The sequence below is a fragment of the Acidovorax sp. FW305-C-20-28 genome, assembly GCF_058783375.1.
Genome location: NZ_JBYSYM010000001.1, coordinates 494,310 through 519,259 on the forward strand (window position 1 = coordinate 494,310; position 24,950 = coordinate 519,259).

Consider the following 24,950-nt stretch of genomic DNA (forward strand, 5'->3'; position numbering starts at 1 on the left):
GGCACAAGTGAAAGCGCGCGGCGCACGCTTCGATCACGACAGCATTGCAGAAAAACTATTGTATGTAGTCTGTGAGAGCGAGGGGTTATGCAGGCGTGGTCCCTTCTGCCTGGTGGCCCCACGATTTGCCGCCTCGCTTGACCACCACTTGAACCCCCTCCACCACCATCCCCCGATCCACCGCCTTGCACATGTCATAAATCGTCAGCAAGGCGATTTGGACGGCCGCCAGTGCTTCCATCTCGACCCCGGTCTGGCCGAAAGTCTCCACCGTGGCCGTGCATGCAATGCCGACTGCGCCAGGGTATTGCACACCGGCCACCTCGAATTCGACCGCGACCCGCGTCAGCGCCAGCGGATGGCACAGCGGGATCAGGTCGCTGGTCTTCTTCGCAGCCTGGATACCGGCGATGCGCGCAATGCCCAGCACATCGCCCTTCTTCGCGGTGCCGGCCTCGATGATGGCCAGCGTCGCAGGCTGCATCTCGATGCGGCCGGTGGCCACCGCAATGCGGTGGGTGGCAGGTTTGGCGCCCACGTCCACCATGTGGGCCTGGCCCTGGGCGTCGAAATGGGTAAGTGTTGGCGTGGTGGGTTGGTCGGGGTTGGACATGGGGAGCTCGTTGCTTGGGGCGCCTGTGCTGGCAATTTCTTGGTAACCAGTTGAATCCCCAGGGAAACACTGGAGTGTCAGGGCATCATACGGTCCATGCGGAAATTCCCAAGCAAGGCGGCCTTCCCTGACAACAACGAGCGGGCGCGAGTGCGTGCGGCGCTGGCACCCCTGGTGCTTGCCTTGGCCTGCAGCGCGGCGGTCGTTCTTCCGGTGCGCATGGCCCATGCGCAACTGCCCACGCTGGGCGATGGCAGCGAACTCACCACCAGCGGCGAGCGGCGCCTGGGGGACCGCATCATCCGCGAGCTCTACCGCGACCCGGACTACATCGACGATGCCGTGCTGTCCGAGTATGTCCAGGGCCTGTGGCTGCCGCTGATGGACGCGGCGCGCAAGCGCGGTGAACTGTCGCCGGAACTCGACGAGCGCTTTGCCTGGGAGATCCTGCTCGGGCGCGATCGCACGGTGAACGCCTTTGCATTGCCGGGGGGCTACCTGGGCGTGCACCTGGGCCTCATCGGTGTGGTGAGCTCGCGCGACGAGCTGGCTTCGGTGCTCGCGCACGAGCTAAGCCATGTCACGCAGCGCCACATTTCACGGCTGATCGCGCAGCAGAGCAAGCAGACGCCCCTGCTGCTGGGCGCCATGATCCTCGGAGCCCTGGCCGCCAGCAAGAACCCGGGTGCTGCCCAGGCCATGGTGGTGGGTGGCCAGGCGCTGGCCATGCAGAACCAGCTCAACTTCTCGCGCGATATGGAGCGCGAGGCGGACCGCATCGGCTATGGCCTGATGGAGCCCGCCGGCTTTGCGCCGCAGGGCTTTGTCAGCATGTTCGACAAGCTGCAGCAGGCCAACCGCATCAACGACAACGGCTCCTGGCCCTACCTGCGCAGCCACCCGCTGACCACCCAGCGCATGGCCGACATGCAGTCGCGCCTGCCCCCGGGCAAGGCGCAGCCGGCCCCGACCTCCACGCAGGAACATGCCATGGCGTCTGCACGCGCGCGGGTGCTCTCCAACCCGGGGGTGGACACGGTGCGCCAGTGGATCGCCGAGCCGGGCAGCAGCGGCTTTGCGGGCCAGAGCGCGCCACGCAAGGCCGCCATCCTCTATGCGTCGGCCCTGGGCAGCAGCCAGCTGCGCGATGCCAAGGCAGCCCGTGCCACCTGGGTGCTGCTGGAGGCCCAGGTGCGCGGCGACGCGCCGGCCCAGCGCCAGGCGCAGTTGCTCAAGGCCGAGATTGAACTGGCCGCAGGGGATGCCGACGCCGCACTCGCCGCGCTGCCGCCCGGGGCCAATGAACACCGGCCAGAGTTGCTGCTGCGCACCCGCGCGCTGCTCAAGGCCGGACGCTCCGGGGAGGTGGCCGGCGCGCTGCAGACCTGGATCGCCAACCACCCGAGGGACGCCACCGTGTGGCAACTGATGGCCACGGTGTGGCAGGCCAACGGCCAGCCGCTGCGTGCCGTGCGCGCCGAGGCCGAGGCACATGCCACGCGCTACGACTATGCGGCGGCGGTGGACCGCTTCAAGGCCGGGCAGGACCTGGCCCGGCGCAGCGGCGCATCGGCGGACCACTTCGAGGCGTCCATCATCGACACCCGGCTCAAGGCCGTGGAATCACTGCTTCGCGAACAGACCGCCGAGCGCTGACTCGATCACCACGCCCAGCAGCGAATAGATCAGCGAGCCGATCAGCGCGGCGGCAAAGCCGGTGACCTGGAAGCCGTCGAGCACACTGGCCGCGGCCCAGAACATGAGCGCGTTGATGACAAAAAGGAACAGCCCGACCGTCACAATGGTCACGGGCAAGGTCAGCACCACGAGGATGGGGCGCAGCACCACGTTGAACAGCCCGATCACGAAGGCCGCGATCAGCGCCGATGGAAAGCTCTGCACCACCACACCGCTGTAGACATAGGCCACGAACAGCAGCGCGGCGGCGCTGAGCAGCCATTTCAGAAGAAGTCGGATCATGGCCACAGGATAGCACCGGCCTGTGGCAAACGGCTTGCGGGAAGGAAGGCCAGGGCGTGCCCCGGCGCCCACGAAGCCCCGCGCGGTTTACTCCGTGCCCAGCACCAGCAGCAGGCCCACGCTGGCAAACAGGCTGCTCAGCGTGCCAGGCAGCGACCAGCGCCCGCCCACTGGCACCGCAGTGCCGGTATCGGGGGCTGGTACATCGAGCTTGGGCCGGCGCGCGTCCACCACCTGGGCCCGGGTGCCACCCAGGTCGGCCTGCAGCTTGTCGGTCAGCTCCGGCAGCGGGCCCTTGGCCAGCACCGTGGTGACATGGTCGGGATGGGCCCGCAGGCTGGGCACCACCTGGGCAAACAACTTGTCAGCCCACTTCGCGCGCCAGTTCTCGCGCGCGCTGTGGCTGACCCACTTGCTGATGCGATGGGTCATGCGGGGCGCACAGGCCACCAGCACCCAGTGCGTATTGCCGGCCGAGCCGCGCGCGAACAGGGGCGCAAGGATCTGCTGCGCATGGGCCGCGTCGTCCACGTACACGATGACTTTGTCCATATGCATGCGCTTTCTTGTCAGGGGTGGCCACCGTGAGGGAGCCACCCGGGTTCATCGAAGAGTCCAGGGAATGCCTGCTCAGCCGTGCTGTGCAGGGGCCGCAGCAGCGCGGCGCGCCAGCACCATCTTGCCGACGGCCAGCACCAGCACGGCACCTGCCACGCTCGCACCATACCGGATCACATCGGTTTGCGCGATCTTGAGCATCCATTGCCATTTGTCGGGATTGGCGAAGACCGGGTCGGTCACCAGCATGCCGCCAGCGATCCAGCCCAGCAGCATGCCGCCCAGGGTGATGATGAATGGATAGCGCTCCATGAGCTTGATGACCAGCTGGCTGCCCCAGACGATGATCGGGATCGAGATCAAAAGGCCCAGGACCACGAGCAGCAGCGAGTGCTCGCCCGCGTTCTGCGCCGCGCCGGCAATGGCGATCACGTTGTCCACGCTCATCACCAGGTCGGCCACGATGATGGTCTTGATGGCCGCCAGCAGCTTGTCGCTGCCTGCCACGTCGCCATGGCCGTCTTCATCGGGAGCCAGCAGCTTCACGCCGATCCACACCAGCAGCACTGCGCCCACGAACTTGAGGAACGGCAGGGCCAGCAGCGTCATTGCGAAAACGATCAGGATGACGCGCAGGATGATGGCGCCCGCTGTGCCCCAGATGATGCCCTTGGTGCGCTGCGCGGGCGGCAGCTTGCGGCAGGCCAGGGCAATGACCACCGCATTGTCGCCACCCAGCAGGATGTCGATGATGATGATCTGCCCCAGTGCGACCCAAAATTCGGGCGAAGCCAAAAAGTCCATAAATTCCTCAGTACGTCAAACAGGCGAGAGGAGGGCTTGGAGCCAATGTAGCGCCAAGTCCATCCAAGGGATAGGGGGCCTGGGGTCGGGGAATCAAGGGCTTGCCCGCATTGCGCGGGGCATCGACATCGGGAAGGCAGCCTTGATCAGCCCCGCACAGGGCCCATCAAAGGTCTTGCTCGGACAAGCGCCTTCCATGCGCGCTTGACCCGGTCTGCCGGAAGCGATGCTTCGTACTGACGACAGGACCGATGCCAGATACGGGACACGGCCCGTGCGGGGCGCGCTGTACATGCCTGGCGGGAGCTACTCCCCTTCGAAGCCGCCATTGGACCATCGCCCGGCCATCCGCGCAAGCCCCGCGGCGTGCGAAAAAGGCCATCCAAGGGATAACGAGCACAGGTCACCCACAGGCAGGTGGTCCCTGCCGTGTGTTTCTGGACGGTGTGACAGAACCGTGACTATCATGCGTTTCGCCGTGCGCCCGGGCCGCCCCGCAGGCTGCATGTCCCTTCACATCCACTGGACCGATACCCCATGACCATCTCCATGAACGGGCGCCGCTGGCAGCTCGCCTTCCTCAGTGCCGTCGCCGTTGCCGCACTGGCAGCCTGCGGGGGCAACGATGATGCCCCCGTTGCAGAACCGGTGGAACAGTATGTGCCGCCCGAGCCGCCCTCGGGCTATACGCCCAAGAGCATTGCCTATGCCAACAAGGACATGGTCGCCGCGGCCAACCCGCTGGCCGTGCAGGCTGGTACGGCCATCCTGGCCAAGGGCGGCAGCGCCACCGATGCGGCGATTGCCGTGCAGATGGTGCTCAACCTGGTGGAGCCGCAATCCTCGGGCATAGGCGGCGGTGCCTTCATGCTGCACTTCGACAAGGGGGCCAACCGCGTGCTGGCCTACGACGGCCGCGAGACCGCGCCCATGGCCGCCACGCCCAACCTGTTCATCGGTGCCGACGGCAATCCGCTGGCCTTCCTGACCGCCGTGGACGGCGGCCTCTCCGTGGGCACGCCGGGTGTGCTGCGCATGCTCGAGGCGGCCCACAAGGCCCACGGCAAGCTGCCGTGGAAGGACCTGTTCGAGCCCGCCATCAAGCTCAGCGAAGACGGCTTTGCCATCTCCGAGCGCATGAGCGTCTCGATTGCCGGTTCGGCTGCGCGCATCAAGGCCCAGGGCGAGCCCGGCGCCAGCTATTTCCTGCGCGCCGATGGCACGGCCAAGCCCACCGGCACGTTGCTCAAGAACCCTGAACTCGCGGCCACCCTGCGCGCCATCGCCAATGGCGGAGCCGATGCCTTCTACAAGGGCGACATCGCGGCCGACATCGTGGCCAAGGTCACCCGCCATCCGACCAACCCCGGCAAGCTCGCGCTGTCCGACCTCAGCAACTACACCTCCAAGGTGCGCGAACCCGTGTGCGGCGTCTACCGCACCAAGTACCGCGTCTGCGGCATGCCCGCACCGAGCTCGGGTGGTATCGCCGTGCTGCAGACGCTGGGCATGCTGGAGAGCTTCGACCTCGCGGCGATGAAGCCCAACACGCTCGATGCGGTGCACGTGGTCTCCGAGGCCTATCGCCTGGCCTATGCCGACCGGGCCCTGTACGTGGCCGACCCCGACTTCGTTTCCGTGCCCCAGGCCGGCCTGATCAACGCCGACTACCTCAAGGGCCGTGCGCGCCTGATCGACATGCAGCGCAGCATCGGCACACCGGTGGCCGGCACGCCGCCCGGCCTGGTCGCCTCGCGTGGTGCCGACAGCTCACTGAACCTGCCCTCCACCACCCACCTGTCCATCGTGGATGCTTCGGGCAACGCCGTGTCCATGACCACCACCATCGAGAACGGCTTTGGCAGCCTGCAGATGGTGCGTGGCTTCCTGCTCAACAACCAGCTCACCGACTTCTCGTTCACGGCCACCGACTCGGCCGGCAAGGCCATTGCCAACAGCGTGCAGCCGGGCAAGCGGCCGCGCAGCTCCATGGCACCGACCATCATCTTCAACGCCGCCACCGGCGACTTCGAAGGGGCCATCGGCTCGCCCGGCGGCAGCGCCATCATCCAGTACACCGCCAAGAGCATCCTGGGCATGACCGATTGGGGGCTGAACGTGCAGCAGGCCATCAACCTGCCCAACTTCGGAGCCCAGACCAACGCCACCACCTCCATCGAGAAGGGCTCGGTGATCGACACCGCCGCCATCCGCGATGGCCTGCGCGCCCGCGGCCACACCGTGGCGCAGACCGACACCTTCACCAGCGGCCTGCACGGAGTGATCTACAACGGTGTGCGTGCCAACGGCAGTGCCGGCCTGCTCTCGCGCAACCCGGCGGCCGGCACCTACGCCGGTGGTGCCGACCCGCGCCGCGAAGGCATTGCGCTGGGCAACAACTGAGCCCGATTAACCCCCTTGCCCGCATGCCGGGCAAGGCCGGTTATCCTCCGGGCCCCCGCCGGGCGAACCTGGCGGGGGCCTTTTGCCTCATGCCCTCTTCTCGCATCCATATCACCGACATCGAAGCAGCCATCAACCACTGGCGCGCCCGCTTGCCGTCGCCTGACGGCTTCACTCTGGCGCCCCAGCTGCATGCGCTGGCCGAGTTGTATGCGCTGATGGTCTATGGGCACGAGGATGAGATGGACGAGGCGGATTTTCCACTGGACGCGCTGGCCGCATGGCAGGCTTGGTACGACACCACGCCCGACACCCCCTGCATCGCCATCTGCTCCACCAGCCAGGGCGATGACCAGTGCAAGGGCTGCGGCCGCAGCTTCGAGGAGGTGCAGCACTGGCTGGCCTACACCCCCGCCGAAAAGCGCAGCGTGTGGCGCCGCATCACGCTCGAGCATTCCGCCTGGCGCTTCAACCGCTATGCGGAGCGCGCTGCAGAGGGCCCTTCGGAGGGGCCGCAGCCGGTGGCGCAGGCCTGAGATTCCTGAGGCCCTGTACGCCGCGCGGCCAACGCGGTATGGTGGGCCCATGCTGCGATTGACCCAGGCTCCCAACATCGCGATCGCCACGCTCTGGGCCGACATCCTGTGCGAAGCCGGCATGAGCGCATCGGTGCAGCGCCAGTACCTGGGCGCCGCCGCCGGCCACCTGCCGCCCGACCAGTGCCTGCCCGAGATCTGGCTCGAATACGACGAGCACGCCGCGCGGGCGCGCACCCTGCTGCAACAGCTTCAGGATCTGCCGCAGCGCCGCTGGTTGTGCCGCTGTGGAGAAATGGTCGAAGGCGGTTTCGAGCAGTGCTGGCACTGCGGCGCTTTGATGCCGCTGGACTGAGCTGCGGGCAGGCAGGCTGTCAGCGGCTGCTCGTTACTTCCAGCGTACCGGCTCCACGGTCACGCTGCCCAGGTTGCTGCTCAGGGTCAGCGCGTTTTCCTGCACCGTGGCCTGCAACTGCATGCTGCGCTCGGCCAGGGCGGCCAGGGCCTGGGAGGCCTCGGTGGGGATGCGCCAGACCTGCAGCTTTTCGAGGCGCGTGAGCTTGGTTTCGATGCCCTTCCACCAGACCTCGGCGGCGTGGTTGAAGCAGTAGACCACCACGCTGTCGGCCTTGCTGCAGGCCTTGGTCAGCGGCTTGTCCTCGGGCTGGCCGACCTCGATCCACACGCGCTTGCGGCCTGTGAAGTCGGTGAGCGAGGCGTCCGGATCATCCGGGTCCGACAGCCCCGCGCCAAAGGCCAGGGTGCCGTCGCCATTGCAGACGTCGTTGAGGTCGTGCGCATGCAGCGCCATGGCCACCAGGCGCACCATCATGCGCTCATCGGTCTCGCTCGGGTGGCGTGCCAGCGTCAGCGCGTGGTCCGCGTAGTAGCCGTGGTCGATGTCGGCGATCTGCAGATGCGCCTTGAAGATGGTGGATTTGAGGGCCATGCGGTCTCACTGAAAACAATTGACCGCTGCCTTTGCCTGGGTGCAGGCAACAGAGGCCGTGAAAAAAAGAATCACCATGCGCCAGGGCGCTGGTGATTTCGGTGGTGGGCGTGCCCGCCCCGGGGGAAGGCACGCTGCCCTGCTGCTCCCGCAGGGCTCCTGCGATCAGGCCCGGCGCGCCAGGGCGGCGGCCTTGCCGGTGTAGCTGCCCGGCGTCATCGCCAGCAGCCGGTCCTTTTCTTCCTGAGGGATCTCCAGCGAGCGGATCAGGCCATGCAGTGCCTCGGCCGTCACGGTCTTGCCGCGCGTGACTTCCTTGAGCTTTTCGTAGGCGCCCTGCACGCCGTAGCGGCGCATCACGGTCTGGATGGGCTCGGCCAGCACTTCCCAGGCAGCGTCCAGGTCCTCGGCCAGGGCTTCCTCATTGAGTTCGAGCTTGTTCAAGCCGGTCAGCAGCGAGGCGTAGGCCAGCGCGGCATAGCCCAGGGCCACGCCCATGTTGCGCAGCACCGTGCTGTCGGTCAGGTCGCGCTGCCAGCGGCTGATCGGCAGCTTTTCCGACAGGTGGCGCAGCAGCGCATTGGCCAGGCCCAAGTTGCCTTCGGCGTTCTCGAAGTCGATGGGGTTGACCTTGTGCGGCATGGTGCTGGAGCCGATCTCGCCAGCCTTCAGGCGCTGCTTGAAGTAGCCCAGGCTCACATAGCCCCAGATATCGCGCGACAGGTCGACCAGGATGGTGTTGGCACGCGCCACGGCGTCGAACAGCTCGGCCATGTAGTCGTGCGGTTCGATCTGGATGCTGTAGGGCTGGAAGGTCAGGCCCAGGCCCAGGGGCTCGGGCGTCTCGATGACCTTCTTGCTGAAGGCCTCCCAGTCGAAGTCGGGCCAGGCCGACATGTGGGCGTTGTAGTTGCCCACGGCGCCGTTCATCTTGCCCAGGATCTTCACGGCCGCAATGCGGTCGCAGGCGGCCTGCAGACGCACCACCACGTTGGCCATCTCCTTGCCCACGGTGGTGGGGCTCGCGGTCTGGCCGTGCGTGCGGCTCAGCATGGGCACGTCGGCGTAGGCGTGGGCCATCTCGCGCAGCTTGAGCACCACGCGGTCCAGGCCCGGCAGCACGACCTGGTCGCGGCCCGAGCGCAGCTGCAGTGCGTGGCTGGTGTTGTTGATGTCTTCGCTGGTGCAGGCGAAGTGCACGAACTCGGCAGCCTTCTCCAGCTCCGGGCGCGCCTCGAACTTGCTCTTGATCCAGTATTCCACGGCCTTCACGTCGTGGTTGGTGGTCTTCTCGATCTCCTTGATCGCGGCCGAGTCGGCCTCGGAGAAGTTCTTCACCAGGCCCAGCAGGTAGGCACGCGCGCCCGTGGTCAGCGGCTTGAACTCGGCAAAGCCGGCGTCCGAGAGCGCGATGAACCACGCGACTTCCACCTGCACGCGCCGGTGCATGTAGCCGTGTTCGCTCATGATCGGGCGCAGCGCGGCGAGTTTGTTGGAATAGCGGCCGTCGAGCGGCGACAGGGCGGTGATGGTGGACAGGCTCATGGACCCGGATTGTAGGCTTTGCCCGCGGGATAACCCCCATCCGGGGGATGGGCACGGCCCGCCGCGGGTGCCATGCCCCGGTTCCGGGGGACTGGATGCAAGTGTTGCAAATTTGCACCAACTGGGGCCGTGGGGCCGCCGGCTGCCCCCTTGCGGGCGCCGCCGGGGCCTTGCTCACCCGTTTGCGGGGGCTTGCCCGCCGCGTCCTGTGGGCGCCAGCCGATAGAATCGGTCGCGTACCCTGTCATCTGTTCCCGCATCCCGCGCACTGGAAGAAATCTCGCCATGAAATTGATCGGAGCCTCCGCCAGCCCTTATGTACGCAAGGTGCGCGTCGTCATGGCCGAAAAGAAGCTCGACTACCAGTTCGTGCAGGAAAACGTCTGGGCCGACGACACGACGATTGCCACCTCCAACCCGCTGGGCAAGGTGCCATGCCTGGTGATGGAAGGCGGCGAGGCGGTCTTCGATTCGCGCGTCATCGTCGAGTACCTGGATACCCTGTCGCCCGTGGGCAAGCTCATTCCCAGCCAGGGCCGCGAGCGCGCCGAGGTCAAGACCTGGGAGGCTCTGGCCGATGGGCTCCTGGACGCCGCCGTGCTGGCACGGCTGGAAGCCACCTGGGTCCACCGCAAGGACGGCGAGCGCAGCCAGGCCTGGATCGACCGCCAGATGCGCAAGGTCAACGACAGCCTCAAGTCCATGAGCCAGGGCCTGGGCGACAAGCCCTACTGCAGCGGCATTCACCTGAGCCTGTCGGACATCGCCGTGGGCTGTGCCCTGGGCTGGCTGGAATTCCGCTTCCCTGAGATCGCCTGGCGCAGCGAGTACCCGAACCTGGCCAAGCTCATGGACAAGCTCGTCCTGCGCCCCAGCTTCGCGGACACCAAGCCCTCCTGACGGCACCCCCGGGGCCTCCGGCGCCCGTTGCCCTTGCCGTATGCTTGGCGCATATGGACGAAATGGTTCAAAGCTCCCCGCCTCCCGCTGACGACAGCCGTCCCGCGCGGCAGCGGGCTGCGCGCCAGGCGGCCGCGACGCCCGGTGCCGAGCGCGTGCGGGTGAACGATCCGGACCGCACCATGGCCAACATCCTGCAGGTGGCCACGGCGGAATTCGCGGACAAGGGGCTGGCCGGGGCGCGCATCGATGAGATCGCCGCGCTGACCAGCACCAGCAAGCGCATGATCTACTACTATTTTGGTAGCAAGGAAGGCTTGTACGTGCGGGTGCTGGAGGAGGCCTACCGCCGAATCCGGCAGATCGAATCCGACCTGCACCTGGAGGACCTGGCCCCTGAGCAGGCGCTGCGCACGCTGGTGGGCTTCACCGTCGACTACCAGCTGGCCAATCCCGACTTCATCCGCCTGGTGATGAACGAGAACATGCACCGCGGCGAGTACATCAGCCGCTCGGCCACCATCCAGGAACTCAACATCCCGGTCATCCATGCCGTGCGCGACGTCTACCAGCGCGGCGTGGCGGGCGGGGTCTTCCGGCCCGACGTGGACCCGGTGGACCTGCACATGTCGATCTCGGCACTGTGCTTCTTCAACGTGTCCAACCGGCACACCTTCGGCGCGATCTTCAAGCGCTCTCTCGACACGCCCGACGCCATGGCCGAGCGCCGCGCCTCCATCGTCGAGATGATCGTGCGCTTCCTCCGCCCCTAGCTCCCCCGCCTCTTCGCGTCACCCGCCTGCTGCCCAGGGGCAGTGCGTATTGCCGCGCCTTCGTGGCGGCGGAGCAGGGTTTGCACCTAGATTAAATACTAACCAGTTCGTACAAAATTTGATTCATAACGAACCAGACGGAGACAGACGATGTTTGCATTGGCCGATCGCGTGCTGCGGGGCTACACCCGCGTGCTGGATGTGCTCTCGGGCATCTGCCTGGCCATCATGGTGGTGCTGGTCTTTGGCAATGTGGTGCTGCGCTACACCTTCAACTCGGGCATCACCGTGTCCGAGGAGCTTTCGCGCTGGCTCTTCGTCTGGCTGACCTTCATGGGCTCGGTCGTGGCGCTGCGCGAGCATGGCCACCTGGGCATGGATGCCTTCGTCGCGCGGTTGCCCGTGCTGGGCAAGAAGGTCTGCCTCGTGATCGCTCAACTGGCCATGCTCTATGTCTCCTGGCTGCTGTTGGCCGGCAGCTGGGCCCAGGCCGTGATCAACTGGGACACGGAGGCTCCGGTCACGGGGGCCTCGGTCGGCATCTTCTACGCCAGTGGCGTGCTCATGGGGGCCTCGGCCATCCTGATCCTGCTGCGCGACCTGCTGCGCGTGCTGCTCGTGCCGCTCGCCGAGCACGAGCTGGTCATGGTGCAGGAGAGCGAGGAAATGGCCGCCTTCGAGCGCAGCAACCCTGGCCTCAAGCCTCCTTCCGACACCGCTGAGGGCGATGGCGGCCCCGCGAAGCATCCCTGAGCGACCCCTCCAGAGACACACACCATGACCGTCGCGATCTTCATCGGCTCCCTGTTGCTGGCCATGGCCATCGGCATCCCCATCGCCTACGCGCTGCTGATCAGCGGCGTGGCGCTGATGTGGCATCTCGACCTGTTCGACGCGCAGATCCTCGCGCAGAACGTGATCAACGGGGCCGACAGCTTTCCTCTGCTGGCCGTGCCCTTCTTCATGCTGGCCGGCGAAATCATGAACGTGGGCGGCCTGTCCAAGCGCATCGTCAAGCTGGCGCTGGCGCTGGTCGGGCACATTCCCGGGGGCCTGGGCTACGTGGTCATCATGGCGGCGGTCATTCTGTCGGCCGTGTCGGGCTCGGCCGTGGCCGATGCGGCCGCGCTGACCTCACTACTGCTGCCCATGATGGTGGCCGCAGGCCATGCCAAGGAACGTTCGGCCGGCCTCATCGCCTCGGCCGGTGTCATCGGCCCCATCATCCCGCCGTCCATCGGCTTCGTGATCTTCGGCGTGGCCGCCAATGTCTCCATCAGCAAGCTGTTCCTGGCGGGCATCTTTCCCGGGATCCTGCTGGCCGTGGGCATGGCACTGACCTGGTGGTGGCTGGGCCGCAGCGAAAAGGTCACGCCACCACCGCGCGCCACGCGGGCCGAGCTGCGCACGGCGCTGCGCGAGGCGGGCTGGGCCCTGGGTCTGCCGGTCATCATCCTGGTGGGGCTGCGCATGGGCGTGTTCACGCCCACCGAGGCCGCCGTGGTGGCCGCCATGTACGCCCTGATCATCTCCATGGTGGTCTACCGCGAACTCAGCTGGCGCGAGCTGGCGGGCATCTTCCAGGCCGCCGCGCGCACCAGTGCCGTGATCATGTTCCTGGTGGCCGCCGCCATGGTGTCGGCCTGGCTCATCACGGTGGCCGACCTGCCGAGCAAGGTGATCGGCATGCTCGAACCCTTCATGGGCAACCCCACCCTGCTGCTCGTGGCCATCATGGTGCTGGTCATGGTGATCGGCACGGCCATGGACATGACGCCCACCATCCTCATCATGACCCCCGTGCTGATGCCGGTGGTCAAGGCCGCCGGCATCGACCCGGTCTACTTTGGCGTGCTCTTCATCATCAACAACTCCATCGGCCTGATCACCCCGCCTGTGGGCACCGTGCTCAACGTCGTGGCCGGCGTGGGCCGCATCTCCATGGGCCAGGTGACGCGCGGCGTCATGCCCTTCATGCTGGCGCAGTTCGTGGTGATGTTCCTGCTGGTGATGTTCCCCGCGCTCGTCACCGTGCCGCTGCGCTGGCTCAGCGGCTGATCCGCCCGCCCCTCCCTGCCGTCCCCCATTTCTGCCCGTCCTAAAACCAAGGAGACATCCATGAAACTCTTGAAGACCCTGCTTGCCACGGCCCTGGTGGCCGCATCGCTGCTGCCCGGCGCCCAGGCGCAGGAGCGCACCATCAAGTTCGCCTTCCAGAACCAGAAGGAGCACCCGCAGGCCCAGGGCGCGCAGAAGTTCGCCGACCTCGTGGCCGCCAAGACCAACGGGCGCATCGCGGTCAAGCTCTTCCCCGGCGGCACGCTGGGCGGCGACCTGCAGACCGTGTCGGCGCTGCAGGGCGGCACGGTGGAGATGACAGTACTCAACGCCGGCATCCTCTCGGCCCAGGCCAAGGAGTTCGGCATCTACGACTTCCCCTTCCTGTTCGCCACGCCGCAGGAGGCCGATGCCGTGACCGACGGCCCCTTCGGCAAGAAGCTGCTCGACAAGCTCGCTGCCAAGAACCTGGTGGGCCTGGGCTATTGGGAACTGGGCTTTCGCAACCTCACCAACAGCAAGAAACCCATCACCAAGGCCGAGGACATCGCGGGCCTGAAGATCCGCGTGATCCAGTCGCCGATCTACATCGACATGTTCAATGCGCTGGGCGCCAACGCCGTGCCCATGCCCTTCCCAGAGCTCTATACCGCCATGGAGCAGAAGGCCGTGGACGGCCAGGAGAACCCGTTCTCGACCATCCTCTCGTCCAAGTTCGCCGAAGTGCAAAAGCACCTCACGGTCACACGCCACATGTACAACCCCCAGGCCGTGATCGTCAGCAAGAAGTTCTGGGACAGCCTGAACGCCGCCGACCAGAAGGCCGTGAGCGAAGCCATGGCCGAGGCCACCACCTTCCAGCGCAATGTCTCGCGCACGCAGGCCGACGTGGCACTGGAAGACCTCAAGAAGGCCGGCATGCAGGTCACCGAGTTTTCGCCCGCCGAGCTCGACAAGCTGCGCGCCAAGGTCAAGCCCGTGGTCGAGAAACACAGCGACAAGGTCGGTGCCGAGACGGTGCAGGAGGTCTACGCCACGCTGGCCAAGCTGCGCGGCGGCAAGTAAGCAAGCCGGCATTGCGGGGGCCCTTCCTGGCCTCCGCTGCCCATCCCATGCGCCCATTGCACCCCGAACCCCTGTCCGCCATGTCTTCCACGAGCCCCCGCAAGGTGCTGATCGGGCTGATCGGCGCCGGCATCCAGCAGTCGCTGTCGCCCGCCCTGCACGAAGAGGAGGCGCGCCACCACGGCATGCGCCTGCACTACCAGTTGATCGATCTGGATCGTTCCGCCTCGTCGCCCGAACAGCTGCCCACCTTGCTCGCGGCTGCGCGCATCATGGGCTATGCGGGCTGCAACGTGACCTACCCCTGCAAGCAGGCCGTGATCCCGCACCTCGATGCCCTGTCCGAAGAGGCGCGGGCCATGGGGGCGGTGAACACCGTGGTGGTGCAGGAGGGCCGGCTGGTGGGGCACAACACCGACGGCTCCGGCTGGGCCTGGGGCTTCCAGCGCGCCCTGCCGCAGGCCGACCTGGCGCATGTGGTGCTGCTGGGCGCCGGCGGTGCCGGTGCGGCGATTGCCCATGCCGTGCTGCGGCTGGGCGCGCAGCGCCTGTCCATCGTCGATGCCCAGCCCGAGCGTGCCGCGCAGCTCGCGGCGGACGTCAACGCACTCTACGGTGCGCGCGCCGGGGCTGCGGACATCGCCAGCGCCATGGCCCAGGCCACCGGGCTGATCCACGCAACGCCCACGGGCATGGACAAGCTGCCCGGCCTGCCCCTGGATGCGGGGCTCCTGCGCCCCGCAATGTGGGTCTCGGAAGTCGTTTACTTTCCGCTGGAAACCGCTCTGGTGCGCGCCGCACGCGCACTGGGCTGCCGCGTCTCGGACGGTGGCGGCATGGCCGTGGGCCAGGCGGTCGGCGCCTTCGAACTGTTCACCGGCGCCGCGCCCGATGCGGCCCGCATGGACTCCCATTTCCGCCGGCTGGTGGCCGCCCGCTGACCCCCTCTTCTTCTGGAGCACAAGCCATGAGCACACCGATGGCGGCCGACCGCGAATCCCTGGGCACCCTGCCCAACCCCCTGGGCCTGCAGGGCGTGGAGTTCATCGAATACGCCACGGCCCGCCCCCAGGCCATGGGCCAGGCGCTGGAGCGCATGGGCTTCAAGCCCGTGGCACGCCACCGCTCGCGCGAGGTGCTGCTGTACCGCCAGGGGGGCATGAACATCATCGTCAATGCCCACCAGGCCGAGGGCGACACGCCAGGTGCGCCCGCACCTGGAGATGCTCCGGTGCTGTCCGCCATCGCGTTCCGCGTGGGCAATGCGGCCGCAGCCTACCGGCGTGTGCTGGAACTGGGCGCATGGGCCGTGCACACCGAGGTCCAGGTGATGGAGCTCAACATCCCTGCCATCCATGGCGTGGGCACCAGCCGCATCTACTTTGTCGACAGGCACCGCGAGTTCTCTATCTACGACGTGGACTTCGTGCCCATCCCCACGGTGGACCCGCATCCGCCCGCGCAGCACGGCCTGCACCTGTTCGGCCTGGTGCAGTACATCGGCCTGGACCGGCTGGCCGACTGGACGGCCTTCTATGGCGCACTGTTCGGCTTTGCCGAGCTGCCGCCCGAGCAGACCTTCGGCGTGCTCACGCAGGGGCGCATCCTCGCCAGCCCCTGCGGCACGCTGTACTGGCAGCTCATCGAGCCGCTGATTGACGCGCTCGATGCCGACCCGGGCGAGCAGCTGCAGCGCGTGGCCTTCGGCACCGGCGACGTGCTGGCCATCGTGGCGGCGCTGCGCGCGCAGGGCGTGGATTTCGTCGAATCGCCCACGGGCGTGCACAGCGGCACGCGCGGCGCGCTGACCCGGGCCGAATCCGGCGGCGCCAGCTTCGAGCTGGTGCTCGACCCCCGCTGAAGGACTGCCTCACCATGCACGCCCACGCCATGCAACGCAATGTCGCCGATTTCGGCATGGACACCATCAGCCTCGCCGGCCCGCTGGAGGCCAAGCTGGCCGCCGTGAAGGCCGCCGGCTTCGGCCAGATCATGCTGGCCGCACGCGATCTCGTGGGCCACCCTGCGGGCATCGATGCCGCTGTGCAGGCCGTGCGCGAAAGCGGCCTGCGCGTCACGGGTTTCCAGGTGCTGCGCGATTTCGAGGGGCTGTCGGGCCACCTGCACAGCTACAAGGTGGGTATCGCCCAGCAGATGATCCTCATGGCGCGGGCCCTGGGCACGCGCGTGCTGCTGGCCTGCAGCTCCACCTCGCTGCACGCCACCGACGACCCCGAGGCCATTGCGTGCGACCTGCGCAAGCTCGCGATGCTGGCGCTGCCCCATGGCATCCGCATTGCCTTCGAGGGCCTGTCATGGGGGCGGCACATCAATGAAGTGCACCAGGCCTGGGCCGCGGTGCAGCGGGCCGACTGCCCCAACCTCGGCCTGGCCATCGATTCCTACCACCAGTTCGCCACAGGCACGCCCCTGTCGGCCCTCGACGGCATCGACCCGGAGCGCATCTACCTCGTGCAGCTGTCGGACTTCATGTGGCAGGAAACGCGCACGGTGCAGGAGCGCATCGAGACCGCGCGGCACTTCCGCGTGTTTCCCGGCGAGGGCGTGCACAGCCAGGCGCTGGTGGAGCTGGTGCGCACGCTCGATGCCATGGGTTATCGGGGCGACTACAGCTTCGAGGTCTTCAACGACGACTACCAGCAGCTGCCCCTGCCCTATGTGGCAAGCCGCGCCTGGGACAGCGCGGTGTGGCTGGCCGAAGGGGTGTTGCAGCGTGCCGTGCCGTTGCCGGGGGACCTGCGGCTGCGCGCGGTTTGATTCAGCTGTTGGCGCGCTTCTTGAGCCAGCGCATCAGCCCGCCTAGCACTGGCAGCTTTTCGTACAGCTCCTCGGCGGCGTCCCAGTAGTCGCGGTGCAGCGTGACCAGGCCCTGGTCGTCGAACACCAGGTGCGAGGCGCCGCGCACGGTCTGGGTCACGCCCTTGTCGAAGTTGCGGAAGGCGAACAGGAACTCCCAGGTCAGAAAGCACTGCGGCCCCTGCACCACGCGCCCGGTGACCACGAAGCGCGGCTGGTCGAGCGCCTCGAACATATGCCCGAAGATGCGCTCTATGGCGGGCACGCCCTGCACCTCGTTGAACGGATCCTTGAAGCGCGCATCGGCCGCATAGAGCCGGCCCAGCGCCGCCACGTCGGCCGGGGCCAGGGTCTCGAAAAACGCCACCACGCGGGTGACGGCCTCTTCGGTGGATGCTGCGGTGGCGTCGGTGGGCATGCAGGGCTTCAAAGTCCGGTGAATTTGCGGATGGCTGGAAAGTACCACCCATAGGGCAGCACGCGCAGCATTTTCATCACGCGCGTGAAGCGCTTGGGGAAATGGATGTCGAACTGGCCCTGCGCCCAGCCCTTCAGGATCGCCGCGGCGGCTGCTTCCGGGCTGATCAGGGCGGGCATGTCGAAGTCATTGCCCTCGGTCAGCGGCGTGGCCACGAAGCCGGGGTTGATCACGCTCACGCCCATGCCCAGGTCGTGCAGGTCCAGGTACAGGGTCTCGGCCAGATTGATCAGCGCCGCCTTGGTCGGGCCATAGGCCAGGCTCTTGGGCAGACCGCGAAAGCCGGCCACGCTGCTGACCAGGCCGATGTGCCCGGCACGCCCTGCGCGGGCCGATGCCAGCATGGCCGGCAGCACCGCGCCGAGTACGTGCAAGGCGCCGGTGTAGTTCACCTGCTCGTGGTGCAGCATCTCGGCCAGGTTGAATTCGGTGGCGCGCATGCCGCGGTAGGTGCCGGCGCAGTAGCACACCAGGTCCAGCGGGCCTGTGGCCAGCACCTGGGCGGCGGCCGTGCGCACTGCCTCGGGCACACCCGTGTCCACCGGCAGGGCCAGGCTGCCCGGGTGTTGCACGGCAAAGGCGTTGAGTGCCGCCTCGCTGCGGGCCGAGACGATGACGGCAGCGCCGCGCGCATGCAAGGCCGATGCCGTGGCGCGACCGATGCCGCTGGAGGCACCGATCAGCCAGGCCCGGCGGCCGTGCCAGTCGCGCAGGGCGGGGTTGAGGCTCATGGCACCGCCCGCTTCGTGAACGACAGCGTGACCTCGCCCAGGCGCACGCCGAACTTGCGCATGGTGGCGCGGTTGAGCATGATGCGCTCGTCCATTTGGTACATCCAGTCGTCCATGTCCACGTGGTAGACCGTGCCGTCCACGGGCAGGGCCAGCGTATAGGTCCAGTGGAAGGCGTTGCCGCGCACCTGGCCCGTGGCCTGGCCGACCACGTCGCCGGCCGTGCCGGTGTAGCGGCCATCGGCGCCGCGCACGAGGCGCCAGATGCGCCGTTCCGTGCTGCCGTCCGAGTAGGTGAAGGCTTCGTCCAGCACGCCCTGGTCGCCGGTCCACTGGCAGTGCATGACCACGCTGAAGCGCTTGACGACCTTGCCGCTGCGGTCCTGGAACATGCCGTGCGCATCGACGATGCCGTTGAAATACTGCGCCAGGTCGAGCACCGGCTTTTCGGCCGCATAGTCGGCCACGCTCTGGCCGGCGCAGCCGGGCAGCAGCACAGGGGTGGCCACGGCCGTGGCCGCGAGAAGAAGTCGGCGCCGCTGCATCATGGCTGGCCTCCAAGCGATGGAAGAGGGGCTGCGGCAAGGGGCTGCCGCAGGAGCAGGAAAGACAGCGCCGCTGCTGCCGCCAGCTTCAGGGCGCAGGGCAGCACGGCATAGGCCAGCGTGAGGGTGTGCAGGCCCTCCGTACTGCGCGTGCCGGGTGTATAGCCCAGGGCGTCGAGCAGGGGCAGCGCCAGGCCGGCGGCGAGCGCCAGGTTGAGCTTGGTGGCAAAGTTCCACCAGCCGAAGTAGGCGCCCTCCTGCCGGCCGCTGTCGCCTGCGGCCGCCACCACACCGGCCAGCAGGGCGCCGGGCAGGGCCAGGTCCGCGCCCAGGGCCATGCCCGAGAGCGCGCACACGGCCAGGAAGGGCCCGCTGTCGCCCGTGCCCAGCAGCGCCGTCCAGCCGAACACCGCCACGGCCAGCAGCATGCCCGCCAGCCAGCTGCGGGCCAGCCCCCAGCGCGCCACGGCCCGCAGCCACAGCGGGATCGAGAGCGCCGCCGTGAGGAAGTAGGCGGCCAGGAACATCGGCTCCCGGCCCGGCGGGGCCTGCAGCCGGTCCTGGATGAAGAACAGCACCAGTGTGGCCGGGATGGCGCTGGCGATGCCGTTGAGCACGAACACCACGAGCAGGCGCCGGAAGGCGGGCCGGGCCCAGGGCCGCCACAGGTCGGCAAGGCCCGTGGCCTCTGGTGGCGATGGGGCTGGCCTGGGGGCGCGCAGCCAGGCCAGCCAGCCCAGCACCAGGGTGGCGGCAAACACACCCAGCATCACCGGCAGGCCCAGCAAGGCGGGCAGCACCGAGGCGAGCACCACGCCGGCCAGCGCAGCGCCTTCGCGCCAGGCCACGATGCGGCTGCGCTGCAACTCGTCCCCGCCCAGGCGCGCGCCCCAGGACTGGTGCGCAATGCCGAGCTGGCTGTAGGCCAGGTAGCTCACCAGCAGGCAGGCCAGAGCCCAGGCGGTGAGCGCCCCCTGGCCCTGCACCCGGGGGAAGAACAGGGCGGTGAGCCCGACGGCCAGCACCACCGCGGACACGGCCCCGGTGGAGAGCACGGCCAGCGGCGAGCGTTCGAACAGCCGGTCGGCCCAGCGGCCGAGCAGCGGGTCCGACAGGGCGTCGAACAGGCGTGCGGCCAGCAGCACGCCGCCCAGTGTGGCCAGCGGCATGCCGAACTCGCGTGCATAGTGGTGGGGCAGCAGCACATACAGCGGCAGGGCCACGAAAGCCAGCGGCAGCCCGAGCAGGCCATAGGCCAGCCCCTGGCGCCAGGGCAATGCTGCGGCCATGGTCATGGTGCCTGCGCGGCGGGCGGCGGCGCGATCAGCGCCTGGCGCAAGGCCGGCTCGGAGGTGCGGGGCGACAGCCAGATGCCGAAGAACAGGCGCGCGAATTCGGGGTCCTGGACCTCACCGACCACCTGCCCGCCCATCTGGAACACGGCGCCCGCCCCGGGCTGGTAGATGCCGCTCAACTGGTCGCCGGCCTTCACGTCGGGCAGGGCGGCCTGCAGGGCCTGTTGCCAGCGGGCGGCCTGTGCCGGCGTGAAGCGGCCCACGCGCCGCATCTCCTGGATCGAGCGCTTGGCAATCGCCTCGGCCGTGAAGTCGCGCTGGTACTCCAGCTGCAGCACCAGGGGCCGGGCGCTGTAGTCGCTGGCCTCGAAGCCGGGGCTCACCCACAGCTGGGCGCTGTAGACCGGAAAGCCCAGGAAGCGCAGCGTGCCCTGGCCCGCCTGGCGCAGGCCGGGCAGCGGTGCCATGGCAGGGACTGGTGCCACGGCGGGCACCTGGCCCATGGCCAGGCCGGGGCCCAGCAGCATGGCGCCACTGGCCAGGGCCAGGGAGAGCACGGCGACTTGCTTCATGGCCATGGGCTCAGTCGCGCACCAGCGTGTACTGCACGAGGTTGATGTTCTCCATGGCGAAGGCCGCCTCGCAATAGGCCAGGTAGAACTCCCAGATGTGCAGGAAACGCTCGTCGAAGCCGAGCGCGAGGATCTGCGTGCGCTGGGCCAGGAAGCGCTCGCGCCAGCGCCTGAGCGTCTCGGCATAGTCCTGGCCGAAGGCGAACTCGTCCACCACGCGCAGCCCTGCGGCCTCGGCCTCGCGGCGGAACTCGCGCGGGCAGGGCAGGCAGCCACCCGGAAAGATGTACTGCTGGATGAAGTCGGTGGAGCTGATGTAGCGCTCGAACAGGCCGTCGTCGATCACGATGCTCTGGATGCAGGCCCGCCCGCCGGGCTTGAGCAGGCGCCGCACGGCCTGGAAGTAGGTGGGCCAGTATTCGCGCCCCACGGCCTCGACCATCTCGATGGAGCAGATGGCGTCGTAGGGGCCGTCGGCGATGTCACGGTAGTCCTGCAGGCGCAGGTCTGCCTGGGCCGCCACACCACCCCTGTCCATGCGCTGGCGCGCGAATTCCAGTTGTTCGGTCGACAGCGTCACGCCGGTCAGCGAGGCCCCGAATTCGGTGGTCGCCATCTCGGCCAGGGCGCCCCAGCCGCAGCCGATCTCCAGCACCCGGTCGCCCGGCTGCACGCCCGCCATGCGCAGGGCACGGCGCACCTTGGCGTGCTGGGCCGTGCGCATGTCGCCGCCGGCATCGCCCTCGAACCAGGCCGACGAATAGTTCATCGTGTCGTCCAGCCACAGGGTGTAGAAGGCATTGCCCAGGTCGTAGTGGGCATGGATGTTCTTCTGGCTGTTGGCACGCGTGTTGCGGTTGAGCAGGTGCTTGATGCGGTAGAGCAAGCGGCCGGCCCAGGAGCCGTAGATCACGCTCTCCACCTGCTGGCGGTTGGCGATGAAGACGCGCAGCAGGTCCGTCAGGTTCGGTGTGGTCCAGTCGCCCGCGATGTAGCTTTCGGCAAAGCCGATGTCGCCGGACTTGAGTGCCGCCTTGCAGACGTTCCAGTTGCGCAGGGTGATGGCCGCGGCCGGCCCGGCGCCCTGGTGGTCGCCGAAGTGCTGCAGCGTGCCATCGGGCAGCTGCACGGTGAGGCTGCCATGCTGCAGGCGCTGCATGAGCTGGAGGGCCGTGCGTGCGGCGGCCGGCGTGCCTGCTGGCAGGGCGCGTGGGAGCGTGGTGCTGTGGTGCATGGCGAGGTCTTTCCGGGTCAGCGGGTCACAAAGGAGGCGGGCGTCTCGGGTTTGCGGTGAAAGCGCACGCGCTTGGTCCACAGGCGCAGCGCCTGCCAGTGGATGCGGGCGATCAGCGCCAGCGTCATCGCGGGATATCCCCAGAGGGCATGGCGCAGCGTGGCGCGGGTGATGGGTTCGAGCGTGCCGCTCACGCTGGTCTGCAGCAGCGGCCCCTGGGCGTCGTCGTGGTCGATGCGCACCACCGTGCGTTCCGTGCCGTCCTGGCCGGTGCGCAGGAAGCGAAAGCGGTAGCCGCCGCTGAGGTCGCAGAACGGCGAGACATGGAAGACCTTGCGCGCATGCTGCTCGGCGCCGTAGCGCGGCGCGTCCAGCAGGTAGCAGTGGCGCTCGCCGAAGGTGTTGTTGACCTCGACCACGATGGCGCGCAGGCTGCCGTCCGCGCGGTGGCAGTACCAGAAGCTCACGGGCTTGAAGGTGTAGCCGAGCACGCGCGGGTAGCAGTGCAGCCAGGCCTCGCCCGTGGCGTCGGTGATGCCCTCGGCCTGCAGCAATTCGTCGATCCAGGCGAGCGCTCCGCCCTGCGCGGGGCCGCGGCCATCGCCGTGGTCGGCGTCGTGGAAGCTGATGGCACCGCGCCGGTTCATGGCCAGCAGGCCCGGGGCCTGCGCATCGCGGCCCAGGGTGCGCAGGGGCAGCATGAGGAAGAAGGTGGGGTAGGCGAAGGCATGCCGCGCGGGGCGCAGCCGGGTATGGCGCACTTGGCCAAAGCCCAGCAGCGGCTCTGTGGTGCGCGGGGTGCCTGTCGTCATGCGGCCTCCGCCAGCGGTGCCGGCAGGCGGGCCTGCAGTTGCTCGGCCACGGCCAGGCCCGAACTCAGCCCGTCTTCATGGAAGCCGTAGCCCGTCCAGGCGCCGCAGAACCAGGTGCGTTCGCGGCCCTGCAGCTGCGGCACGCCCTTCTGCGCACGGATGGCCGCCAGGTCGAAGACCGGGTGGGCGTAGTCGTAGCGACCGATGACCTGGGCCGGGTCGATCTCTGACACCGGGTTGAGCGAGACCAGCACCGGCTGCGCGAAGGGCACAGGCTGCAGCTGGTTGATCAGGTAGTGCAGGCAGACGCGGGCCGATTCGCGGCTGCGCTCGGGGGCACGCTCGTAGTTCCACGCGGCCCAGGCGGCACGGCGCGTGGGCAGCACCGTGGTGTCGGTGTGCAACACGGCGTGGTTGGCCTGGTAGCGGATGGCGCCGAGCACCGCGCGCTCCTGCAGCGTGGGCTGGGCCAGCAGCGCCAGCGCCTGGTCCGAGTGGGTGGCCAGCACCACCTGGTCGAAATGCTCGGTGTTGCCGGCGGTCACCACGCGCACGCCGGCGGCGTCGCGCTCGATGCGGCGCACGGGGGTGGCCAGGCGCTTGTCCTGGATGCCGGCGACGATCCGGTCCACGTAACGGCGCGCGCCGCCGGCCACGGTCCACCACTGGGGCCGGTTGCTCACCTGGATGAGGCCATGGTTGTGGCAAAAGCGGACCATGGTGGCCACGGGGAACTGCAGCATCTGGTCGGTCGGGCAGCTCCAGATGCAGCCCAGCATGGGCAGGAAGTACCAGTCGCGGAAAGCCTCGCCGAAGCCGTGCTCTTTCAGAAAGTCGCCGAGCGGCTGCATCAGCGCGGCATCGGCCCCCTGCTGCGCCAGCTGGGTGCACAGCCGGTTGAAGCGCAGCAGGTCGTAGAGCATGCCCAGGAAGCGCGGGTTCACGAGGTTGCCGCGCTGGGCGAACACGGTCGACAGGCTGGTGCCGCTCCACTCCAGCGGCTGCCCGCCAACCAGGGCCCGGGGCACCTGCACCGAGAACGACATGTCGGACTTCGCCGTCTCCACACCGAGCTCGGCCAGCAGGCGGATCAGGTTCGGGTAGGTGCGTTCGTTGAACACCAGGAAGCCGGTGTCGACGCCGCAGGCCACGTCCCGGCCCTCGGTGCCGGGCAGGGTCACGTCGACCGTGTGCGTATGGCCGCCGAAATAGCGGCCCGCTTCAAAAAGGGTGATGTCGGCCTGGCCGCGCAGCCGGTGGGCCACTGCCAGGCCCGAGATGCCGGCGCCGATGATGGCGATCTTCATGGCCGGCTCCCTCTGGCCGGCAGGCTGAATAAAAAAGTTGCGAAGCGTCCCGAAACGAATAAGAGAGGGAGGGAGGAGAAGCGCTCCAGGAGGGCAGTCGGAACCTGTGGGACCGAAAGGCTTCGCAACGGTAAAACGGAGGGACGCTCATCACGTCCTTGCGTTCGATAGAGTAAGGACGTTCCGCAGAAGTTCCAGAGGTTCGCCTGCAATTTTTTGAAGAAATGTAAAGAAAACATTTCACGCTCACCGATTTGGTGCAGCCGCCAGCTGCTGCTCGATGGCCCGGACCAGGCTTTTGCTGTCGGGTGCCGTGAGGCTGGTGTAGCTGTCCACGAGCTTGCCGTCGCGGCCCAGAAGGTACTTGTGGAAGTTCCAGCGCGGCGGGCCCGACATCTGGGCCAACTGGCGGAACAGGGGCGAGGCCTCGGGGCCCGTGACCACGCTCTTGGCGAACATGGGGAACTTCACCCCGAAGGTGTTTTCGCAGAAATCCGCGATCTGCTGGTTGCTGCCGGTTTCCTGCGAGAAGTCGTTGCTGGGAAAGCCCAGCACCACCAGGCCCTTGTCCTTGTAGCGCGCGTGGAGTTCTTCGAGGCCCTTGTACTGCCCCGTGAAACCGCAGAAGCTGGCCGTGTTGACCACCAGCACGACCTTGCCACTGTATTGGCACAGCGATTGCGGCTTCTCGTCCTGCAGCCGTGGGTAGGTGTGCTGCAGCGTGGCCGGGCAGGATTCAGGCGGCGCGGCAAGGGCCGCCGGTGCGGCACCGAACCACAGCAGGGCCACCACCGGGGCCAGGGTACCAAGGCGCGAAAACTGGGTCATGAGAGCACCTCCCGTGTTGTTGTGGAGCAATTTAACCAATGAATCATATTTTGTCCAGATAGGTTTTTATTTGTACTGATTGGTTTTTCTGGCCTGCCATGGCCTGCAGCGGCGCCACGGTGGTGCTGGCATGGGGAAGTACGCAGC

General features: G+C 67.7%; 27 protein-coding genes. 12 read left to right on the forward strand and 15 right to left on the reverse strand.

Features of this window, described 5'->3' with window-relative positions:
• Positions 1-85 precede the first annotated feature (85 nt).
• Positions 86-613 carry a cyclic pyranopterin monophosphate synthase MoaC gene (gene moaC, locus AC3WOH_RS02315; protein ID WP_492227787.1) on the reverse strand — a complete coding sequence of 176 codons (528 nt, stop codon included), beginning with the start codon at positions 611-613 and terminating at the stop codon, positions 86-88.
• Between the two features lie 96 nt (positions 614-709).
• On the opposite strand from moaC, the gene AC3WOH_RS02320 reads away from it, so the two are divergent.
• Entirely contained in the window at positions 710-2,269 is a 1,560-nt protein-coding gene (locus AC3WOH_RS02320) for a M48 family metalloprotease (RefSeq protein WP_492227788.1), read from the forward strand.
• On the opposite strand, the gene AC3WOH_RS02325 is transcribed toward AC3WOH_RS02320, so the two are convergent.
• The 3 genes from AC3WOH_RS02325 to AC3WOH_RS02335 all read right to left on the reverse strand — a co-directional run bounded on the left by AC3WOH_RS02325 (position 2,237) and on the right by AC3WOH_RS02335 (position 3,955).
• The gene (locus AC3WOH_RS02325; RefSeq protein WP_184855678.1) at positions 2,237-2,590 is read right to left on the reverse strand and encodes a phage holin family protein; all 354 of its coding nucleotides are present in this window, start codon (positions 2,588-2,590) and stop codon (positions 2,237-2,239) included. The genes AC3WOH_RS02320 and AC3WOH_RS02325 overlap by 33 nt on opposite strands.
• Positions 2,591-2,680: 90 nt before the next feature.
• Positions 2,681-3,145, reverse strand: coding sequence for a hypothetical protein (locus AC3WOH_RS02330; protein ID WP_492227980.1), 465 nt, complete (start codon positions 3,143-3,145; stop codon positions 2,681-2,683).
• A gap of 78 nt (positions 3,146-3,223) precedes the next feature.
• Complete coding sequence (locus tag AC3WOH_RS02335) at positions 3,224-3,955, reverse strand: TerC family protein (RefSeq protein WP_492227789.1); 732 nt, start codon at positions 3,953-3,955, stop codon at positions 3,224-3,226.
• Between the two features lie 537 nt (positions 3,956-4,492).
• Here AC3WOH_RS02335 and ggt point away from each other — a divergent pair.
• The 3 genes from ggt to AC3WOH_RS02350 all read left to right on the forward strand — a co-directional run bounded on the left by ggt (position 4,493) and on the right by AC3WOH_RS02350 (position 7,249).
• Entirely contained in the window at positions 4,493-6,358 is a 1,866-nt protein-coding gene (ggt, locus tag AC3WOH_RS02340; protein ID WP_492227790.1) for a gamma-glutamyltransferase, read from the forward strand.
• A gap of 89 nt (positions 6,359-6,447) precedes the next feature.
• A complete protein-coding gene (locus AC3WOH_RS02345; protein WP_492227791.1) occupies positions 6,448-6,894 on the forward strand; it encodes a DUF3717 domain-containing protein in 447 nt (148 codons plus the stop codon).
• Positions 6,895-6,943: 49 nt separating this feature from the next.
• Positions 6,944-7,249, forward strand: a complete 306-nt coding sequence (locus AC3WOH_RS02350; RefSeq protein WP_492227792.1) for a DUF2007 domain-containing protein — start codon at positions 6,944-6,946, stop codon at positions 7,247-7,249.
• Between the two features lie 33 nt (positions 7,250-7,282).
• On the opposite strand, the gene AC3WOH_RS02355 is transcribed toward AC3WOH_RS02350, so the two are convergent.
• Complete coding sequence (locus AC3WOH_RS02355; RefSeq protein ID WP_492227793.1) at positions 7,283-7,843, reverse strand: YaeQ family protein; 561 nt, start codon at positions 7,841-7,843, stop codon at positions 7,283-7,285.
• A 165-nt stretch (positions 7,844-8,008) separates the two neighbouring features.
• On the reverse strand, positions 8,009-9,388 hold the full coding sequence (purB, locus tag AC3WOH_RS02360) for an adenylosuccinate lyase (RefSeq protein WP_184855434.1): 1,380 nt from the start codon (positions 9,386-9,388) through the stop codon (positions 8,009-8,011).
• Positions 9,389-9,673: 285 nt separating this feature from the next.
• Between purB and AC3WOH_RS02365 the strand changes: the two genes are divergently transcribed.
• The 8 genes from AC3WOH_RS02365 to AC3WOH_RS02400 all read left to right on the forward strand — a co-directional run bounded on the left by AC3WOH_RS02365 (position 9,674) and on the right by AC3WOH_RS02400 (position 16,962).
• Complete coding sequence (locus AC3WOH_RS02365) at positions 9,674-10,288, forward strand: glutathione S-transferase N-terminal domain-containing protein (protein WP_492227794.1); 615 nt, start codon at positions 9,674-9,676, stop codon at positions 10,286-10,288.
• Positions 10,289-10,341: 53 nt separating this feature from the next.
• Positions 10,342-11,061 carry a TetR/AcrR family transcriptional regulator gene (locus AC3WOH_RS02370; RefSeq protein ID WP_492227795.1) on the forward strand — a complete coding sequence of 240 codons (720 nt, stop codon included), beginning with the start codon at positions 10,342-10,344 and terminating at the stop codon, positions 11,059-11,061.
• 150 nt (positions 11,062-11,211) lie between these two features.
• The gene (locus tag AC3WOH_RS02375; RefSeq protein ID WP_492227796.1) at positions 11,212-11,814 is read left to right on the forward strand and encodes a TRAP transporter small permease; all 603 of its coding nucleotides are present in this window, start codon (positions 11,212-11,214) and stop codon (positions 11,812-11,814) included.
• A 24-nt stretch (positions 11,815-11,838) separates the two neighbouring features.
• Entirely contained in the window at positions 11,839-13,119 is a 1,281-nt protein-coding gene (locus AC3WOH_RS02380) for a TRAP transporter large permease (protein WP_492227797.1), read from the forward strand.
• Between the two features lie 60 nt (positions 13,120-13,179).
• Complete coding sequence (locus AC3WOH_RS02385; protein ID WP_492227798.1) at positions 13,180-14,184, forward strand: TRAP transporter substrate-binding protein; 1,005 nt, start codon at positions 13,180-13,182, stop codon at positions 14,182-14,184.
• An 80-nt stretch (positions 14,185-14,264) separates the two neighbouring features.
• Positions 14,265-15,125 (forward strand): shikimate dehydrogenase, encoded by an 861-nt coding sequence (locus AC3WOH_RS02390; protein ID WP_492227799.1) that lies wholly within the window; start codon positions 14,265-14,267, stop codon positions 15,123-15,125.
• A 26-nt stretch (positions 15,126-15,151) separates the two neighbouring features.
• Positions 15,152-16,045 carry a 4-hydroxyphenylpyruvate dioxygenase gene (locus tag AC3WOH_RS02395; RefSeq protein WP_492227800.1) on the forward strand — a complete coding sequence of 298 codons (894 nt, stop codon included), beginning with the start codon at positions 15,152-15,154 and terminating at the stop codon, positions 16,043-16,045.
• Between the two features lie 14 nt (positions 16,046-16,059).
• The gene (locus AC3WOH_RS02400) at positions 16,060-16,962 is read left to right on the forward strand and encodes a sugar phosphate isomerase/epimerase family protein (RefSeq protein ID WP_492227801.1); all 903 of its coding nucleotides are present in this window, start codon (positions 16,060-16,062) and stop codon (positions 16,960-16,962) included.
• Between the two features lies 1 nt (position 16,963).
• Here AC3WOH_RS02400 and AC3WOH_RS02405 read toward each other — a convergent pair whose 3' ends face one another.
• From AC3WOH_RS02405 to AC3WOH_RS02445, 9 genes are all read right to left on the reverse strand, one after another.
• Positions 16,964-17,419 carry a nuclear transport factor 2 family protein gene (locus AC3WOH_RS02405; RefSeq protein WP_492227802.1) on the reverse strand — a complete coding sequence of 152 codons (456 nt, stop codon included), beginning with the start codon at positions 17,417-17,419 and terminating at the stop codon, positions 16,964-16,966.
• Positions 17,420-17,427: 8 nt separating this feature from the next.
• Positions 17,428-18,210 carry an SDR family NAD(P)-dependent oxidoreductase gene (locus AC3WOH_RS02410; protein ID WP_492227803.1) on the reverse strand — a complete coding sequence of 261 codons (783 nt, stop codon included), beginning with the start codon at positions 18,208-18,210 and terminating at the stop codon, positions 17,428-17,430.
• Positions 18,207-18,755: a DUF3833 domain-containing protein gene (locus AC3WOH_RS02415; protein ID WP_492227981.1), complete on the reverse strand. Its 549-nt coding sequence runs from the start codon at positions 18,753-18,755 to the stop codon at positions 18,207-18,209. The genes AC3WOH_RS02410 and AC3WOH_RS02415 overlap by 4 nt, the downstream gene beginning before the upstream one ends.
• Entirely contained in the window at positions 18,755-20,050 is a 1,296-nt protein-coding gene (locus tag AC3WOH_RS02420; protein WP_492227804.1) for an MFS transporter, read from the reverse strand. The genes AC3WOH_RS02415 and AC3WOH_RS02420 overlap by 1 nt, the downstream gene beginning before the upstream one ends.
• Positions 20,047-20,622, reverse strand: a complete 576-nt coding sequence (locus AC3WOH_RS02425; RefSeq protein WP_492227805.1) for a chalcone isomerase family protein — start codon at positions 20,620-20,622, stop codon at positions 20,047-20,049. The genes AC3WOH_RS02420 and AC3WOH_RS02425 overlap by 4 nt, the downstream gene beginning before the upstream one ends.
• A gap of 10 nt (positions 20,623-20,632) precedes the next feature.
• A complete protein-coding gene (locus AC3WOH_RS02430) occupies positions 20,633-21,856 on the reverse strand; it encodes a class I SAM-dependent methyltransferase (RefSeq protein WP_492227806.1) in 1,224 nt (407 codons plus the stop codon).
• Positions 21,857-21,873: 17 nt separating this feature from the next.
• Entirely contained in the window at positions 21,874-22,668 is a 795-nt protein-coding gene (locus AC3WOH_RS02435) for a DUF1365 domain-containing protein (RefSeq protein WP_492227807.1), read from the reverse strand.
• Positions 22,665-23,975 (reverse strand): NAD(P)/FAD-dependent oxidoreductase, encoded by a 1,311-nt coding sequence (locus tag AC3WOH_RS02440; protein WP_492227808.1) that lies wholly within the window; start codon positions 23,973-23,975, stop codon positions 22,665-22,667. The genes AC3WOH_RS02435 and AC3WOH_RS02440 overlap by 4 nt, the downstream gene beginning before the upstream one ends.
• Positions 23,976-24,221: 246 nt before the next feature.
• Positions 24,222-24,803 (reverse strand): glutathione peroxidase, encoded by a 582-nt coding sequence (locus AC3WOH_RS02445; RefSeq protein ID WP_492227809.1) that lies wholly within the window; start codon positions 24,801-24,803, stop codon positions 24,222-24,224.
• Positions 24,804-24,950 lie beyond the last annotated feature (147 nt).